The sequence below is a fragment of the Prevotella sp. CAG:255 genome (assembly GCF_000431195.1).
Taxonomy (GTDB): Bacteria; Bacteroidota; Bacteroidia; order Bacteroidales; family Bacteroidaceae; genus Prevotella; species Prevotella rara.
In genome coordinates this window covers 20,781-38,768 of the sequence record NZ_HF986781.1, presented here as the reverse complement: position 1 = coordinate 38,768, position 17,988 = coordinate 20,781, and the positions used below count along the sequence as shown (strand labels likewise).

At 42.9% G+C, this 17,988-nt stretch carries 17 protein-coding genes and 1 riboswitch; of the genes, 10 read left to right on the top strand and 7 right to left on the bottom strand.

Translation table 11 applies throughout. The features are described 5' to 3' along the window. The coding region (locus QVO66_RS03240) for a glycoside hydrolase family 88 protein (protein WP_288172514.1) at nt 1-2,282 on the bottom strand (2,282 nt) is incomplete at its 3' end. 422 nt (nt 2,283-2,704) lie between these two features. Between QVO66_RS03240 and QVO66_RS03235 the strand changes: the two genes are divergently transcribed. Both QVO66_RS03235 and QVO66_RS03230 read left to right on the top strand, forming a co-directional pair. Further along, on the top strand, nt 2,705-3,253 hold the full coding sequence (locus tag QVO66_RS03235; RefSeq protein WP_053398163.1) for a DUF6359 domain-containing protein: 549 nt from the start codon (nt 2,705-2,707) through the stop codon (nt 3,251-3,253). Nucleotides 3,254-3,560: 307 nt separating this feature from the next. Then, a riboswitch (cobalamin riboswitch) is annotated at nt 3,561-3,740 on the bottom strand. Nucleotides 3,741-3,913: 173 nt separating this feature from the next. Further along, complete coding sequence (locus QVO66_RS03230; RefSeq protein WP_021853963.1) at nt 3,914-4,510, top strand: RNA polymerase sigma factor; 597 nt, start codon at nt 3,914-3,916, stop codon at nt 4,508-4,510. A 219-nt stretch (nt 4,511-4,729) separates the two neighbouring features. Here QVO66_RS03230 and rpe read toward each other — a convergent pair whose 3' ends face one another. Then, entirely contained in the window at nt 4,730-5,380 is a 651-nt protein-coding gene (gene rpe, locus QVO66_RS03225; protein WP_021853962.1) for a ribulose-phosphate 3-epimerase, read from the bottom strand. Between the two features lie 13 nt (nt 5,381-5,393). Then, complete coding sequence (locus QVO66_RS03220) at nt 5,394-5,519, bottom strand: hypothetical protein (RefSeq protein ID WP_021853961.1); 126 nt, start codon at nt 5,517-5,519, stop codon at nt 5,394-5,396. 666 nt (nt 5,520-6,185) lie between these two features. Between QVO66_RS03220 and QVO66_RS03215 the strand changes: the two genes are divergently transcribed. Beyond that, nucleotides 6,186-6,866 (top strand): phosphoribosylanthranilate isomerase, encoded by a 681-nt coding sequence (locus tag QVO66_RS03215; RefSeq protein ID WP_021853960.1) that lies wholly within the window; start codon nt 6,186-6,188, stop codon nt 6,864-6,866. Nucleotides 6,867-7,001: 135 nt separating this feature from the next. Then, a complete protein-coding gene (locus QVO66_RS03210) occupies nt 7,002-7,415 on the top strand; it encodes a PaaI family thioesterase (RefSeq protein WP_021853959.1) in 414 nt (137 codons plus the stop codon). A gap of 36 nt (nt 7,416-7,451) precedes the next feature. Here the strand turns inward: QVO66_RS03210 and QVO66_RS03205 are convergent, their stop codons facing one another. The 3 genes from QVO66_RS03205 to QVO66_RS03195 form a co-directional block, all read right to left on the bottom strand. Further along, nucleotides 7,452-9,221 (bottom strand): chloride channel protein, encoded by a 1,770-nt coding sequence (locus tag QVO66_RS03205; protein WP_053398166.1) that lies wholly within the window; start codon nt 9,219-9,221, stop codon nt 7,452-7,454. An 82-nt stretch (nt 9,222-9,303) separates the two neighbouring features. Beyond that, the gene (locus tag QVO66_RS03200; RefSeq protein ID WP_021853957.1) at nt 9,304-9,873 is read right to left on the bottom strand and encodes an L-threonylcarbamoyladenylate synthase; all 570 of its coding nucleotides are present in this window, start codon (nt 9,871-9,873) and stop codon (nt 9,304-9,306) included. 789 nt (nt 9,874-10,662) lie between these two features. Further along, nucleotides 10,663-11,643, bottom strand: a complete 981-nt coding sequence (locus tag QVO66_RS03195) for an ROK family protein (protein ID WP_021853956.1) — start codon at nt 11,641-11,643, stop codon at nt 10,663-10,665. Between the two features lie 119 nt (nt 11,644-11,762). On the opposite strand from QVO66_RS03195, the gene QVO66_RS03190 reads away from it, so the two are divergent. The 6 genes from QVO66_RS03190 to QVO66_RS03165 all read left to right on the top strand — a co-directional run bounded on the left by QVO66_RS03190 (nt 11,763) and on the right by QVO66_RS03165 (nt 16,735). Then, nucleotides 11,763-12,467 carry a LysE family translocator gene (locus tag QVO66_RS03190; RefSeq protein WP_021853955.1) on the top strand — a complete coding sequence of 235 codons (705 nt, stop codon included), beginning with the start codon at nt 11,763-11,765 and terminating at the stop codon, nt 12,465-12,467. Nucleotides 12,468-12,535: 68 nt separating this feature from the next. Further along, nucleotides 12,536-13,081: a DUF4924 family protein gene (locus QVO66_RS03185; RefSeq protein ID WP_021853954.1), complete on the top strand. Its 546-nt coding sequence runs from the start codon at nt 12,536-12,538 to the stop codon at nt 13,079-13,081. 38 nt (nt 13,082-13,119) lie between these two features. Continuing rightward, nucleotides 13,120-13,980 carry a dTDP-4-dehydrorhamnose reductase gene (gene rfbD / locus QVO66_RS03180; protein ID WP_021853953.1) on the top strand — a complete coding sequence of 287 codons (861 nt, stop codon included), beginning with the start codon at nt 13,120-13,122 and terminating at the stop codon, nt 13,978-13,980. A 146-nt stretch (nt 13,981-14,126) separates the two neighbouring features. Beyond that, complete coding sequence (locus QVO66_RS03175) at nt 14,127-15,695, top strand: peptide chain release factor 3 (protein WP_021853952.1); 1,569 nt, start codon at nt 14,127-14,129, stop codon at nt 15,693-15,695. Between the two features lie 83 nt (nt 15,696-15,778). Next, nucleotides 15,779-16,303: an acyltransferase gene (locus tag QVO66_RS03170; RefSeq protein ID WP_021853951.1), complete on the top strand. Its 525-nt coding sequence runs from the start codon at nt 15,779-15,781 to the stop codon at nt 16,301-16,303. Nucleotides 16,304-16,324: 21 nt separating this feature from the next. Further along, on the top strand, nt 16,325-16,735 hold the full coding sequence (locus tag QVO66_RS03165) for a hypothetical protein (RefSeq protein ID WP_021853950.1): 411 nt from the start codon (nt 16,325-16,327) through the stop codon (nt 16,733-16,735). 167 nt (nt 16,736-16,902) lie between these two features. Here QVO66_RS03165 and fmt read toward each other — a convergent pair whose 3' ends face one another. Beyond that, complete coding sequence (gene fmt / locus QVO66_RS03160) at nt 16,903-17,883, bottom strand: methionyl-tRNA formyltransferase (protein WP_021853949.1); 981 nt, start codon at nt 17,881-17,883, stop codon at nt 16,903-16,905. Between the last annotated feature and the right edge of the window lie 105 nt (nt 17,884-17,988).

The following is a 17,988-nucleotide window of genomic DNA, read 5'->3' as shown; positions in this document are numbered from 1 at the left end:
CCTTTCAGCAGGACGTATGTAAACATTGAAGAAGCTGTTGCTTCGAGATAGTTGCGCGGATCTTTAACGTCGAGCACATCATACCATAAGCCGGTCTTCTTGTCCTGATATTTTACGGTTGCTTTCATGACGTTGTTCAGCATATCAATCAGCTTACCTCTGTTCTCATAGTTTTCAGGGAGAACGTCGAGTACTTCGAGTATAGCCATTGCAAACCATCCTTGAGCGCGTGCCCATGTATGTTTAGACAAGCCTGTTTCAGGATTAGCCCAGAACATCTTCTGAGTTTCGTCCCATGCATGTTTCCACAGTCCAGTCTTTTCGTCGTATGTACGGCTGTATGTCTTTGAAATCTGCTCGAAAGTGTCGTCATAATACTTCTTTGCCTTTTTCTCGCCTTTCAGTATAGGTGCTCCCATTGTGTAGAACGGATGTCCCATATATACGCCGTCGAGCCATACCTGGTGTGCGTATATAGCCTTGTGCCACCACACTCCGTCCTTTGTACGGGGCTGTTTTTCGAGCTGTTTGAACAGAGTTTTCAGGGCTTTCTCATTCTTCTTCTCGGGGAAGAGGTTGTTCATGCGCAGAATATAGCGTGCCGGACGTGTGTTGTCCAGGTTGAAGTCTTCATATTTGTATCCTGTGATGTTGCCCTTTTCGTCAATCATCTTAGCCGGGTATTGCTTCAGATAGTCTATGATGCTCTCGTCTTTGTATGCCAGATAGGTGTCGAGCATTGATTCGAGCTCTATTCCTACAACATATCCCCATTTTGGCTTTTTTGCGAAGTCAATCATGCATGGGTCTGGGTTGCGCTGCATTTCAGAGTGTACCATCCACTCGCTGTAGTTTTTGAACGGAGCCTCGGCAAGGATAAGTGAACCGTTGATGAAGAGGTTATCGTAGTTCATGTCGCGGGTTTTGCCCTTTATGTAAACCGGCTTGTCATAAACGCCGTCAAACTTACAGTTCTTCAGATTGATGTTGTATACATTGGTCAGTGAGTCGAATGCTACAACCATGATTCCGTATTTGCTCTTCTGGCAGGTTACGTTCTCCATGTAGACGTTGCGTACTGTCGGGTAGAATCCGCGACGGCCAATTTCTTTCGGCTCATAGTCAAGATTGATCTTGAGCACAGCCTCTGCGCACTGGCCAACTTCAACGTTGCGCATATAGATGTTTTCAATCACGCCGCCACGGCATGAGTTTGTCTTTATTCTGAGAATACGGTCAAGGTTTGGGCTGTCCATTTTGCAGTTTTCAACAAACACATTGTTGCATCCGCCTGAAATCTCAGAGCCGATAACCACTCCTCCGTGTCCGTCTTTCATTACGCAGTTGCGCACAATTATGTTTTTGCTCGGACGTCCTACATAACGGCCCTTGCCGCCTTCGCGTCCGTCCTCGTTGCGTCCGCTCTTGATTGCGATGCAGTCGTCGCCAGTGTCGAACACGCAATTCTCAATAAGAACATTCTCGCATGATTCAGGGTCACAGCCGTCTCCGTTAGGGCCGTCGTTGTGTACGGTTACGTTTCTTACGGTTATGTTCTTGCTCAGCAGCGGGTGCATTACCCAGAACGGTGAGCGTACCATTGTTACGCCTTCAATCAGAATACCGTCACACTGATTGAAGTTTACCATCTGAGGGCGCAGACCTTTTTTCGGGCCGAATATACGTTTTTCGATAGGCACTCCGTTTTCTGCCATTTTCAGCAGGTCGGCGCGTCCTCCTGGATTCTGCTGCTTTTCCTCAACAACAATGTCCTTGCTCTTAGGAGTCTTTCCGCTCATCAGCCACCATGTGTCGTCAGAACCGTTACCGTCGATAGTTCCTTCTCCGGTTATCGCGATGTCTGTTTCCTTGTAAGCATAAATCAGCGGTGAATAGTTTATGCAGTCGAGTCCTTCCCAGCGTGTTTCAACCAGAGGATAAAGGCTTCTGTCAAATTCGAAGAATAGGGTAGCACCCTTTTCGATTACAAGGTTAACGTGGCTCTTCATTCTTATGGCGCCAGTCTTCCATGTTCCTTGTGGGATTACAACACGTCCGCCACCGGCTTTTGAGCAGGCCTCTATAGCCTTGTTGATGGCTTTCTGGTTTTTTGCCGCACTGGCCTTTAGCGATGCTCCATACTTTGTTATGTCAAAAGTACGGTCGGCAAACTTAGGCATCCTGATGCTTTCTTCAATTTGTTTGTACTGCGTTTCCCATACTGATGCCGTCATGGCAAGCGGAAACAGTAGGCATAGCAATAATGTCTGTAATTGTTTCATAAAAACTAAGTTTGTAATGTATACGTAAAGTTAATATATGTTATTATTTTTTTGATTGTTGGTACAAATATAGTGAATATAATTTGAATACGAAAGCTTGTGTGTATTATTTTGTTTTATTTTTTGTAATATGCTTTGATTTACAGCACTTTGCAATATGTAATGCAGAATGCCAAAATGTAAAATATTTAACATTTTATGTAGCCTAAATGTTAAATATTAGTTTTTTAAATCAAAAAACTTGCAATTGTCATTGAAATGCCTTATATTTGCGACATCTTATTTATGATTTCGAAGTTTTAACGAAATCGTCAGAGGTTGACAGCATCCTGCGTCAACCTCTTTTTGTTTTTGCCCGTGATAGTTTGTCTGTTATGAAAAATATTGTTACTTTTGTATATCGTTAACCAACATAATATATTATGAAAAAAATCAGGTTTATGTTTGTGCTGTTGTTGACAGCATTCTTTTTTTCTGCATGCGACAAACCCTATGATGATTCGGAAGAAGGCATAGATGACGGAACGGAGATTGTCGGCGGAACGGATAAGGACACCGGTTCAGATGATGAAGATGAAGGCGATGGTGAGTATGATGATGATACAGGCATTTCTTTTGGTGATGTTGTGGATGTAGAGACGTTTATCAGTAAGCCTATAGTTGATCAGGTATGGGTGAAGGGCTACATCGTAGGTTCGGCAACTGGCGCCAATGGTAAGAAACGATATGATTTTGAACCTCCGTTTGATCACGATACAGCATTACTCTTGGCTGACGATCCTGCAACAGCTGACCTTTCTCATGTTGTTTCAGTATGCCTCACGTCATGCTCAAAGAAAATACGTGAGGAACTCAATCTAAAGGAGCATCCAGAAAATCGCGGCAAGGTGTTGTCTGTGTTTGGTTTCCGCGAGACGTATCTTGCCATTCCCGGAATAAAGAAAATAGATGCTTACGAATTTTCAAATTAGGATGTTGATGTGTCTTGTGTTTTCGGCTGTTGAAGAATTGTTAATGTCATTTCTTTTGCATCTGATCTTGATAAATACTTGACTGATAGGGTGATAAAATAATTGACAACGCCTCACGGCGTTGTCAATCTCGGATAAACTTATATAATTAAAACACGATAATATAACGTCTTGTCAAATGTAGCGTCAATGTGTAATACTCACGTCAACTGCATATAGCGATATTACACAGCTATGCAGTGACACGGCATTTATTAGTCTGATATTAATTTTATAAGATTGACCATAGCCCCTTACATCGAGAGAATAGGTCTTACATCATAAGGCAGGTATTCTGACTTTGTTCCACTTTCAAGCACCTTCCCGTTTTCACAGTGGCATGTTACTTTTAAGTTATAAAGGAACTTACAGCTGCGGGACAGTCGGAGATTTTCACCCCGTTCCCTTTTTAATCGAGTCGTATCGAACCTTAATCATCCGCAAAGATACATATAGTTTGTCAAAGTTCAAAAGAAAAAACGTTATTTTTCTAAAATATTTGTGCGTGTAAACATTTCTTCTTATATTTGCACGTACAATATGATTGTTTAATATTAATTTAATTTAGATAAAGCCTATCGAAACACTGTTTACCTAAAATTAAAAAATAAGAATAAAGAAATGGAAAATATAAGTAGGTTGACTGATGAGGAGTTAGCTATTTCTTATGTAAGGGGAAACAACAGGGCTTTTGATGAGCTGTTATCAAGAAATCAGAGCAAATTGTTCTCATACATATTGTTTGTCGTCAGAGACGAGGACAAGGCCAACGACCTGTTTCAGGAAACTTTTGTGAAGGTTATAACAAAGCTGCATCAGGGCAGGTATGTTGACAGTGGAAAATTCGGAGCGTGGATTATGCGCATCGCGCATAATGTCATTATGGATTGGTATCGTGAGCAGCGTTCGCGTAATCTGATTGAGCCTACTGACGAGAACGATCTCTCTAATCTCAGCGGCAATGAAATATTGGACAGCAACGTTGAAAACCGTTATGTAAACGATCAGATAATGGTTGATGTCAAGAACATGATGAATATGTTGCCTCCTACGCAGCGTGAGGTTGTGTTCATGAGGTTTTATCAAGATTTGTCGTTTAAGGAGATTGCCGAGACTACGGGAGTCAGCATCAATACTTCATTGGGCAGAATGCGGTATGCTATCCTCAATCTGCGCCGTATGTCAAAGGAACATAATATAGCGCTCCAGCTTGACTGACCGGTCAGACTTGCGCCGTTCTTAAGATTTAGTCAATATTGAATAACTTTAATAATATAGACAAGCCGATTTAATTCGGTTTTTACTGTATGATGTTGCGGACAATTGGTTGTCTTAATCTGTTGGCAACATAAAATGGCGCAGACTGTATTATCCGTCTGCGCCATTTTATATTGTATATTAATTTTATGCTTGTTTTCTGCGTCCAACATTGCGCTTTTAGAGTTGCTTCAGGTCGTGTATGGTGGCAGCCGGATCTTTTGATTTGAATATATAGCTTCCGCTGACCAGAACATCCACGCCGGCTTCAACGAGTCTTGGGGCTGTTTGGCTCTGTACGCCTCCGTCAACTTCGATAAGTGCCTTTGAGCCGGATTCTTCTATCAGTCTTCTTAAACGCTTTACTTTGTCAATGGTGTTTTCTATGAATGCCTGACCTCCGAATCCGGGGTTTACACTCATTATTAGCACCATGTCAACGTCCTTTATGACATCTTCGAGCATACATACAGGTGTCGACGGATTTAGCGTTACGCCGGCTTTCATGCCTGCTTCATGTATTTCATGTATTGTTCTGTTAAGGTGTGTGCATGCCTCGAAGTGCACGTTCATCATCATGGCTCCTGTCTTTGCTGTCTGCTTTATGTATCTTTCAGGTGCTGTTATCATGAAATGCACGTCAAGCGGCTTTTGGCATGTTTTTGCGACAGCTTCAATTACTGGGAAGCCAAATGAAATGTTTGGCACAAACACTCCGTCCATAACATCAAGATGGAGCCAGTCTGCCTCGCTGTTGTTTATCATGTCGATGTCTTTCTGCAGATTAAGAAAATCGGCAGAAAGTAATGAAGGTGAAATTAATGTTGCCATAAATAGTCGGTTTCTAATTCAGACAATAAGCTTCGTTTTTTCCGTTAAGTTTTATAGACCTGTAGGTATAAGCTATCTGCTTGATAATGTTTAGCGTATTCTTAGACGGCTTGTTTTCTTCTTTGGTAAAATATTTCATAGGCAAATTATTTTTAATTCTATTATTGTAACGATGATAAATCGTTTTTATTACTCTTTTATATGTCTTTTTTTCTGATTTCGTCTGACAGAAGCTGTTGATGTTTAAAATATTATTGAATTACATTTAGATATTAGGGCTTTTCTGTGTGTTTTATGCTCTTTTGTTGTTGCACTGATGTTCTTGTTTTTATATATAAATGTGCTAACGTTGTAAACATAACTTGCCGTATTGTGTTAAAACTGCAACTTTTTTGATAAAAATGTGCCAAAAAGTTTGTTGCTTATAGAATAATGTTTATCTTTGCAATCGGTTAAGCTGGGGTTTCCGCTTGATTTGTTGGTGAGTGTGCCTTTGTTTTATGCGGCATACGTATAAATAGATAAAATTTACTGAAAACAATATTTGCATAGTTATGGCTTAATTCACAAAAGCAGAATATAGCGGGCTATTGTACTGTGTGAAGAAGAATTATACATTTTTTGAGGCCTGCCATTTCGGCAGGCCTTTTTTATTAAGATTAGTTTATTAGGTAAAAATTTCGTGGCGTGTATGCCTTAATAGGCAGAATATTTGTATCTTTGTTACATGGCAGAATTCATCAGTAATGTGTTTAAAGGAATTTGTCATAGCTAATTTATTTATGTCTGAAACGAAACTGTAGTCATGATAATAAAAGTTTGTGGATTGCGCGATCCTGAAAATATACGTGCCGTCATGGGGCTTGGCGCTGATATGATAGGCTTGGTATTTGACAGAAGAAATCCGCGTTATGTCTCTTCGATACCCTCTAATGTCGGCTTGTTGCCTGATTATGCAAGTATACAGGGGCGTGATCTGAATGAGGATGGAAAAGTGGCAAGAGTAGGAGTTTTTGGTAGCGATATGCCCCAGAACATTATAACGATGGCTTATAATTATAAGCTCGATTATGTTCAGCTTTATGGCAAAAACGACGAGATAATGATAAATAATCTCCGGTTGACTCTTAGGGATGAGATATGTCCGGGAATAAAGTTCATTAAGGCTATTGGCATTGCTGATATGGAAGATGTCGGACTGTGGCGTAAGTATAAGAATGTTGCTGACATGCTGCTCTTTTATCCTAAAAAACAGTATGGCGATGATGTTGACACAAAGTTTGAATGGAGCCTGCTTGACTATTATGACGGTGATATACCGTTTATTATAAGCGGCGGAATAGGACCTGATGACGTGGAGAAAGTGCTTTCGTTGACTCATCCTTGCATGGCAGGAATAGACATTAACAGCCGTTTTGAAACTTTTCCGGCCATAAAGGATATTTCTTTGTTGAAGCCGTTTATAGAAAGTATAAGAAATGGATAGCAGCATAGCCCTGTTGCTTTTGATATTGTTTAATGTCGCTGGAGGCGGCAGTCGCTTACAGGCTGTTTTAGCTTTTGTATCAGTTTGGCTGATAAATGTTTTTGACAGAGGAAGGTTATATATAAATAATTTGCAATGACGTTAAAAGATTTTTTAAACGAAAAGGATATATTTGCGGCGAATGCCGGCATGGAACTCGTGGAGGTGAGAGAGGGATATTCACGTGCAGTAATGACGGTTGGCAAGTCGCATCTCAATGCCGGTGGCGTTTGTCAGGGCGGTGCGCTTTTTACACTTGCCGATTTGGCTCTGGCTGCAGTAATGAACAGCCATGGACAACTGACGCTTAGCATAGAAAGCACGATAACGTTTCTGCACAGTGCCGTAGAAGGTGATGTGCTTACGGCTGAGGCAACAGAAACGTGCAATCATCACAAAATACCTTATTGCGAGGTTAAGATATGCAATCAGGACAATAAACTAATTTGTAAGTTTACAGCCATAGCTTACAGGAAAAAGACTGACTTCAAGTTTGACGCTTTGATGTAAAGCGTCAGACTGATTGCTTTGATTATTTCTTGGCAATCAGTCTTCCGACAGGTCGGCCACCATCTTTCTGTACATGGTGTACATGTGTGTGCGTGATATGTAGCCCAGCAGGTGGTTCTCGTTGTCGAGCACAGGCAGCATGGCAGAGTCGGTCTGGTCAAACTTTTTCATCACAATCTCCATTGTGTCGTTCACGCTGAGCGTTGCTTCAGGCTGAGACATCAGTTGCTTGACCTTGAAGTGATGATACAGCTCAGTCCTGAACACAATGTGGCGAAGCTTGGTTATGTCTATTTCGCCAAGCAGGTTGCCCGCATCGTCGAGCACAGGCAACACGTTGTTGTGGCTCTTGCTTATGGCATGTACGAGCGAAGCCAGGTTGAGTTCGGGAGACACGGCCGTGAAACTCTTGTCAATCACGCTGTCAAGGCTCATAAGCGTAAGCACGGCCCTGTCCTTATGGTGCGTTATCAGTTTTCCCTGACGTGCCAGTCGCATGCCGTAGATGCTGTGAGGCTCGAATATTATGATGGTAAGATATGCACAGATGCTTACAATCATAAGAGGGATGAACATCTGGTAGCCGCCGGTTATTTCGGCAATGAGGAAGATACCCGTAAGCGGTGCGTGCATCACTCCAGCCATTACGGCCGACATTCCGAGCAGCGCAAAGTTCTTTTCAGGCAAGTATATTCCTATTTCGTAGATGTTCCATACTCTTGCAAAGAAGAAGCCTGCAAATGCTCCTATAAACAATGAAGGAGCGAATGTTCCGCCGCATCCTCCTCCGCCGTTTGTGGCAGAGGTGGCAAACACCTTGGTGAGAAGAACCATTCCGATGTATGGCAGGAGCATTTCGCTGTTGCCGTAGAACGGCGAGTTGTGCAGGATGGTCTCCCATTCGGCTTCAGTCTTTCCGTTTAGCAGGATGTTTATGCTGCCGTATCCTTCACCGTAAAGTGACGGAAACAAGAATATCAGCGGGCTTAACACCATGGCGCCGAGCAGAAGCTTCAGCATGGGGCGGTTCTTTATGCGGCCGAAAACAGACTCGCATGCGGTCATGGTGCGTATGAAGTAAAGGCTTACAAAGCCTCCGAATATACCTAGCAGAATGTTTGCCGGCACGCGTTCAACGGGCCATGCGCTGTCAAGATGGAAGAAAAACAGCGGGTCGCTGCCAGTGAATATATACGTGAAACATGTGGCTGTTACGCTTGATATCAGTATTGGCAGCAGCGATGCCATGGTAAGGTCTATCATTAAGACCTCAAGCGTGAACACAAGTCCGGCTATCGGGGCCTTGAATATTCCGGCTATTGCTGCGGCGGCTCCGCATCCTACAAGCAGCATCAGTGTCTTGTTGTCCATGTTGAACAGCTTGCCGAGATTGCTGCCTATTGCCGAACCAGTAAGTACGATAGGAGCCTCGGCTCCTACGCTTCCGCCGAATCCGATAGTTATGGCCGACGCTATCACCGAGCTCCAGCAGTTGTGTCCTTTCAGCCTGCTGCGCTTGCTGCTTATGGCATAAAGGATGCGGGTGATACCATGGCTTATCTCGTCTTTGACGATGTAGCGGACAAAAAGTGAAGTAAGGTAAATACCTATCACCGGATATACAAGATACATCCAGTTGAATGTGTTTGCATCAAATTTAGATGTCAGCAAAAGGGCAATCTCCTCAATAATCCAATGCAGGATGAATGCTGCTATGGCAGCAAAAAATCCTACAAGAAAGCTTAAGAACAGCGTGAATTGGCGGTCTGTTATATACTGCTTGCGCCATGATATGATACGCTCCATCAGTGTCTGTTCGCCTGAAGCCCCTTCTGCAATTCCGTTAATACGACTCACTTTGTGTCCTTTTATTTCAGATTATAAAAACTTATTTTCTTATTATGTCTATCTCTCCGTTGTTCTTTATCTTTATTATGCTCGACGGAGTGTGCGGCTTATGTTCCTGTCTGCGGCTGAAGCATACGTAGTCTACAGCGTTAAGCAGCTCTTCAGATATGTCGCAGTAGTTTTGCGCTGCCGGCTGGCCGCTGATGTTGGCGCTTGTAGACACAATGGGCTTTTGGAATCTGTAGCACAGTTCTTTGGAAAATTCTTCGTTGGTTATGCGCATTGCTATGCTTCCGTCTTCTGCAATGAGGTTGGGCGCCAGGTTGACAGCTTCGTCAAAGATGACTGTAGTTGGCTTTGTGGCAAGCTCCATCACGTTCCATGCCACTTCAGGTGCATTGCGTACATATCGTTGAAGCCTTGCGTCTGAGTCTACCAGGCAGATGAGAGCCTTTGAGTCGTCGCGCTGTTTTATCTTATATACCTTCGCCACGGCCTCGGCATTGGTAGCGTCGCATCCTATGCCCCATACAGTGTCGGTGGGGTAGAGAATCACTCCGCCGTTTTTCATTACTTCAACTGCTTTTTTTATGTCGTCCTGTCTGTTCATTGCCTTAAATTATTTAAATGTTTTTTATTGCTGTTCATCAAGTTGTTTTCAAACATTCCGGCGTGTTAGCCGGTGTTTTTACAAACTGCAAATATACATAAAAATACGATACACATAAAATATTACGTGCTTTTTTACTTTTTGTATTATATATTTATTGTGATTGGTCAATAAATGAAGTTCCGACAGCTGCAATGTCTGTTTTATTGTGTCTTTATTATATTAATTAAGGTGTTATTTTTTTTGCTTGTCGTCTTTTGGATGATAGTTGCCGTCTTTTAGACTGCTGTAAGGCTGCTATGCAATACAGACGAGTGGAAGATATATTGGCAAGCCGTGAACTTTTTGTTCCGAAAGTTCGTCAAATTCTTATGTAGAAAAAGTAATGTCGTTTTTGAGACGCGAAAATCGAAAGCAAATCGTGTGTTTTATGTTTAAGGAAGTGTCAAATCTTGATGTGTGCGGCTTAAATTGTAAGTAAAATCTTGTGTATTGGTTTCAAATCATTAACCTATTGTTTTCAGGTCGTAACTCGGCCACTTTTGCATCGAAAGTGGCCCGTTTTCGTCACCTAAACAATAGACTTTTCATTGCCAATCTGGCATATCATAAAGTCGGATGTTTTTATGCATGTTGTATGCATCATCCTTTTTCACTAAAATATGCAACAAGGCGGCTCAATGGTTTAGCCAAATCCATTATATGATTGCCACAAAAAAGGCCCACAGGCAAATAGCCTGCAGGCCCATTGATATAATATCAAATTATGTTTTAATGTTACTTTCTGAGTTATTCCTGGATATCCCATCCAATGGCACTTGCGCCGAGCACGGCTGCTGAAGAACCGTCGAGGCCGCTTATTAGGAACTGTGCCTTGCCTCTGAATGTGTGGAACACGTGTTCATCGTAGCTTTTCTTGATCGGGTCCATAATCAGGTCGCCGGCTTTAGTGAGGCCGCCGAAGAAGACAAAGGCTTCGGGTGAAGCGAAGGCTGCAAAGTCGGCGCAGGCCTCTCCGAGCATCTCGCCTGTAAAGTCGTACACTCTTTTTGCAAGCTCGTCACCTTTTCCTGCTGCAACAGAAACGTCAAACGATGTTATGTCTTCCGGTTTCATGTCGCGCAGCAATGAAGGCTCGTTTGATGTAGACAGAAATTCGCGTGCTGTGCGTGCAACGCCGGTGGCAGAGCAGTATGCTTCAAGACATCCTGTGCGTCCGCAACCGCATAATCTTCCGTTTTCACGTCTCATTATGACGTGGCCAAGTTCTCCTGCAAATCCGTCGCATCCGTAAACAAGCTGTCCGTTGATTACTATGCCTGAACCAACACCTGTGCCGAGTGTAAGCATGATGAAGTTTTTCATTCCGCGTGCCACGCCGTATGTCATTTCGCCTATGGCTGCGGCATTTGCATCGTTTGTTATGGCTACGGGGATGCCAAGTTTCTGGCTGAACATCTCTGCCAGTGGAACTACACATTCATGTCCCCATACGAGGTTAGGTGCGTATTCTATTGTGCCTTTGTAGAAGTTGGCATTGGGGGCGCCTATGCCCATTGCCTTAATTTTGTCGATGCCTCCGACTTGGTCGATTATTATCTGCAGTGCGTCTATTGAAGCGTCGACGTATTCGCTCACTTGCGAGTACGATTGTGTTTTTATTGCTGTTGTTGCCTTAATGTCACCACGGCTGTCGACGATGCCGAAAACAGAGTTCGTGCCACCGAGGTCGAGACCTATGACGTAGGGCTTTAATGCTTGTGAAATCATGATATTTTATTTTAAATAATAATTCTAGCAATGCAAAGTTATCAAATTTATTATACGTAGCAAAGTTTTGTATATAAAATTTGTTCCTTTCATAAAAAATTAGCAATTTTGCACCCGTTATGCCGTTTCAATTTCATCTTGACATACTTGACTGGATTTTCAAGGGTATACTCATAGGCATTGTAGCGTCTGCGCCTATGGGGCCTGTCGGGGTTCTTTGCATTCAGCGCACGCTGAACAAAGGGCGTTGGTATGGCCTTGTTACCGGTATCGGAGCCACAATCAGCGACTTTATCTATGCGCTGATAACGGGTTTTGGCATGAGCTTTATTGTAGACATAATCAACAATAACCAAAATCGTTTTGTCTTTCAGATACTTGGCAGCATAATGCTCATGGCGTTTGGTATATACTGCTACAGGTCTGACCCTACGAAGAAAATACATATCAGCGGCAGCAAAAAGGGCAGTCTTATTCATAACTGCAGCGGCAGCAAAAAGGGCATTCTTATTCATAACTGCGTAACTGCATTCCTTGTAACTTTTTCAAATCCGCTGATTATATTCCTGTTCATGGCTGCCTTTGCCCAGTTTGCCTTCGTAATGCCAAAGCATCCGCTACACATGTGTGTAGGCTATCTCAGCATTATATGCGGAGCCCTGTTGTGGTGGTTTGGTCTTACATGGCTTATTGACAAAGTCCGCAATAAGTTCGACAACAGCAGCATCGTTATAATCAATAAGATTATCGGCAGTGTTGTCATTATCTTCTCGTTGCTGGTGCTTATCGGCACTGTGTTCAATCTGTACACTTTCCACTATTAGTGTGCATGAGCCGTAACCGTTAATTGCCGGCGCAACAGTTTTGTGTTGAACTTTATTTTATCTAAAACATGTTTATATCACAAGAATTAAGAAAAAAGAACATAGCCGAGTATCTGCTCTATATGTGGCAGGTGGAAGACATTATCAGGGCATATGGCTGCAGTCTCAGCGCCATACGTCATGATTATATCGACAAATTCAACTATGACGAGGAACAGAAGGAGGAGATGACCGACTGGTATGGAAACCTGGTGAGGATGATGAATCAGGAAGGATGCCGCCAGAAAGGACATTTACAGATAAACAAAATCGTAATGCAGCAGCTTGTCGAGCTTAACGCGCAGTTGCTGCAAAACACAAAATTCCCGTTCTATACTACGGAGTATTATAAAGTTCTGCCGTTTATTGTTGAGCTGCGCAAGAGGGGAGCAGACAACGAGGAGAATGAAATTGAAACCTGCTTTAATGCCCTTTATGGCGTGATGATGCTCAGACTGCAGAAAAAAAAGATAAGTCCGGACACGGAGCATGCAATAAAAGAGATAACGACATTCATCGGGATGCTCTCGGATTATTATATCAAAGACAAGAATGAGCCCCTTGAGTTTGACTGACAGTCAGCTTAGCTTTTAACTAAAGAAACTTTTATACTATGAATATATTGATTACAGGTTGCAACGGACAGTTGGGCAACGAGATGCAGCTGCTTGAGGACAAATATCCTCAGCACCGCTTTTATAATACAGACGTAAACGAACTTGACATCACCAATCAGCTGGCTGTGGCTGATTTTATCAACCGCAATGCCATCGACGGTATTGTAAACTGTGCGGCTTACACGGCTGTTGACAAGGCTGAGTCGGATCAGAAACTTTGCACGGCACTCAACACGGAGGCTCCGGCATACCTCGCCATGGAAATAGAGAAGCGTGGCGGATGGCTGATACAGATATCTACAGACTATGTGTTTAACGGAAAGAGCTTTGTTCCTTACACCGAAACAGACACACCGTGTCCTGACAGCGTATATGGAAGCACAAAGTTGGCAGGCGAACTTGGCGTCAGCAAATTCTGTAAGCGCACGATGATAATACGAACAGCGTGGCTTTACTCAACGTTCGGAAATAACTTTGTGAAGACCATGCTGCGTCTGGGACGCGAGAAAGAGCAGCTTGGCGTGGTGTTCGATCAGATAGGCACACCTACGTATGCACGCGATTTGGCTGTTGCAATAATGGCTGTCATTGAGCAGGGCATTAAGCCGGGCGTGTATAATTTCTCTAATGAAGGCGTCTGCAGCTGGTATGACTTCACCAAAGCCATTCACCGCATAGCCGGTATCAGCACTTGCAAGGTAAGGCCACTTCACACTGCCGAGTATCCCACACCTGCGGTACGTCCGCATTACAGCGTGCTCGACAAGACGAAGATAAAGAATGAGTACGGACTGGATATCCCTTATTGGGAAGAAAGTCTTGCCGACTGCATTGAAAAGTTGCTGAATAATAACTGATACGAATTTTTTTAATAATCTGTCTGACGACAGAAATCCTGATTTTAAGTTGAGACGGCAGGCCGCATGACTTGCCATGTTGCATGTGAGCAGTTGCAGCCGGAAAATCGTCTCGTGCTTATTTTCCAATTACAAGATAAAAGTATATGAATAACGAGATTGAAAGAAGAAGAACGTTTGCCATAATTTCGCACCCTGATGCCGGTAAGACTACGCTTACGGAGAAGTTCCTGCTCTTTGGAGGACAGATACAGGTGGCAGGAGCCGTAAAGAACAACAAGATACGCAAGACGGCAACTTCAGACTGGATGGATATAGAGAAGCAGCGTGGTATTTCTGTTTCTACTTCGGTTATGGAGTTTGATTATGAAGGTTATAAGGTGAACATTCTTGACACACCAGGTCACCAGGACTTTGCTGAGGACACTTACCGCACGCTTACTGCTGTTGATTCGGCTATCATTGTTGTCGACGGAGCAAAAGGTGTTGAGGCTCAGACCAGAAAGCTGATGAATGTGTGCCGTATGCGCAACACGCCCGTTATAATATTCATCAACAAGATGGACCGTGAGGGACGTGACCCGTTCGACCTTCTTGATGAGCTTGAACAGGAACTTGAGATACATGTAAGACCTTTGTCGTGGCCGATAAACCAGGGCGCGAAGTTCAAGGGCGTATATAATATATATGAGGAGAAACTCGACCTGTTTACACCCGACAAGCAGCGCGTGACAGAGAAAGTTGAAGTTGACGTTAACAGCGAGGAACTTGAACAGCATATCGGTGAGGCTGACGCAAGCAAGCTTCGTGAAGATCTTGAGCTGGTTGAGGGTGTATATCCTGAGTTCAATGTAGATGACTACCGCAATGCAGAAGTTGCTCCTGTGTTTTTCGGTAGTGCTCTGAACAACTTCGGTGTGCAGGAACTGTTGAATTGTTTCGTTAAGATAGCTCCGAGTCCTAAGCCTGTCAAGGCTGAGGAGCGTATGGTTTCGCCTGATGAGGCTAAGTTTACAGGCTTTATCTTTAAGATTACAGCAAACATCGACCCCAACCATCGTTCTTGCATCGCTTTCTGTAAGGTCTGCAGCGGTAAGTTTGAGCGCAATCATCCTTATCTGCATGTACGTCAGGGAAAAACTCTCCGCTTTTCGTCGCCGACGCAGTTTATGGCGCAGCGCAAGAGTACTATCGACGAGGCGTATCCTGGTGATATTGTAGGCTTGCCCGACAATGGCATCTTCAAGATAGGTGATACGCTGACAGACGGAGAAATATTGCATTTCAGAGGATTGCCGTCTTTCTCTCCTGAAATGTTCAAGTATATAGAGAATGACGACCCGATGAAGAGCAAGCAGCTCAACAAAGGTGTAGACCAGCTTATGGATGAGGGCGTGGCGCAGATGTTCGTTAATCAGTTTAACGGCCGAAAGATAATCGGCACGGTAGGACAGCTGCAGTTTGAGGTTATACAATACAGACTTGAAAATGAGTATAACGCAAAATGCCGTTGGGAGCCGGTTCATCTGTATAAGGCATGCTGGATAGACTCTGACGATCCTGCAGAGCTTGATGCATTCAAGAAACGCAAATATCAGTATATGGCTAAAGATAAGGACGGCCGCGATGTGTTCCTGGCTGATTCAGGTTATGTCTTGCAGATGGCACAGCAGGACTTTAAGCATATCAGATTCCATTTTACTAGTGAATTTTAATATTCAAATATAGGCGTGAAATTCCGTGAATGCATACAGACGTTTCCGGTTATTTCACGCCGTTAACCTTTAAAATCTATATCATGCATTTTCCTTTCTTCCGTAGACACAAACGCTCTTCTGTTGAAAAACTTGCAGAGAAGGCTGGTGTCGTTTTTGGTGAGAACAATTCTTTTGCTTCATGTTTTTGGTCTTCTGCCGAGCCTTATCTGATAAAGATCGGTTCCAACTGTCAGATAACGGCTGACGTTAAGATTTTCACTCATGGCGGAAGTAAGGTTGCCCGTACAATTTATCCAAAGTTTGATTGTTTCGGAAAAGTTGAGATAGGCGATAATGTGTATATCGGCAACAATTCGCTCATCATGCCCGGAGTAACTATTGGCAGTGATGTGCTTATTGCTGCAGGCAGTGTTGTCTGCCATTCTGTTCCTTCTGGAGTGGTTGTCGGTGGCAATCCGGCACGTATAATATGCAAGGTGGAAGAATATATAGAGCGCAATAAACCTTATAATCTTGACACAAAGGGACTGTCGAGAAGAGAAAAAAAGAAGGTGATAATGTCGGCAGGAGAAGATATGTTTATTAAGAAGAGAATGATGAAATAATAATTTTTGTACATTAACGTTATGAGTTACGAACATTTATATGATATTTGTCCTGCAGATGAAGGCAACGGCATGGTTGATAGTATTGAACTGCGGGCGGTATCTGTTTTGGCAAAATTTGCCGATGGTAAGATTTCTTGTGATGATTTTGGTGATGAAATGATGCGTATTGGCGAAGAACTGAATAAGCAGATGGAAGACGGTGACGGAAATATTGTTATAGACGCAAGTGTTCCTCAGTGGCTTATTATGTTTATGGGAAATAAGTTCTCAAAATGGAATATGATGAGAATGCAGATTAATGCAGCAAGACAGAATCCCAAGATTACGTCTGATCCAAGATGGAGTGAAGTTGAAAAAATGGTGAAACAAGAAAATGACGTGCTGATGCATGCTGTCAGGCATAGCCTCACCTTATGGCAAAATGATTAAACATAATCAAGGCTGACTGTCGGTATACCCTTTGTTTTATGCACATGTGCCTTGTGCGAAATATAATGCCTACAATAGACAAAAATCCATACATATACTAATAGTATGTATGGATTTTTGTTTAATATCACGTGAGTTTGTGAATAATAAGAATTACAGCAAAAGAATTATCCCAATGTGTATTCTTCAATGTTTCTGAAACCGTTGAGGAACATGTTGGCATTCATGCGCTTCTTGCCGCTAAGCTGTATTTCATCGAGCTGAAGCCATGCATTCTTTGTGGCAACTAAGAATTTTCCGTTGAACACCATTATTGTTCCTTCTTTCTTGCCGTTGCATGGAATCATTGTCTTTGTTGACTTGAATATCTTCAATACGTTTTTCTTGCCGTTTTTTTCGGTCATGTTTGTCCATGCTCCAGGATATGGCGCCATACCGCGTATGAAGTCGTAAAGACTGTTGGCTGTCTGTTCCCAATTGATAAAGCAGGTTTCTTTAAATATCTTGGGTGCATTATGCATCTCTTCTCCGGTCTTTATCATTTCCTCCTGCGGCATGGAATCTACATGTCCGTTGCCTTCAATTATTTTGTCTATGGTCTTGATTGCAATTCCTGCCCCAAGATGCATAAGCCCATTATACACATCCTCGGCATTATAATCTTCTTTTATCTCGAATGGTTCTTGCATGATTATTCTTCCTGTATCAATGTCATGGTCTAGGAAGAATGTCGTTACTCCGGTTTGTTTTTCACCGTTTATGACAGCCCAGTTTATAGGAGCTGCACCGCGGTATTGCGGCAGCAGGGCTGCATGCACGTTGAATGTTCCGTATTTAGGCATGTTCCATACAACCTCCGGCAACATGCGGAAGGCTACTACAACCTGAATATCAGCGTTATACTTTTTAAGTTCTTCGATAAACAGCGGGTCTTTCATTTTTACAGGCTGCAAAACTGGCAGGCCTTTTGACAACGCATATTGTTTTACGGCAGGAGCCTGGAGCGTGTCTTGGTGTCTGCCTACCGGCTTGTCCGGCTGGGTTACTACAGCTACAACATTGTAGCCGCCTTCAACGAGTGCCTGAAGAGTTTCAACGGCAAACTCCGGAGTACCCATAAATATTATCCTTAAATCTTTCTTTTCCATGTCTTTTACCTTAATCTTTTGCTTGTTGTTACTAAATTTTAAATTATTTCTCCAAGTTTTATATTATAGAGGTTGTCGTTATGACATGTCTGTAAATTTTAAAGT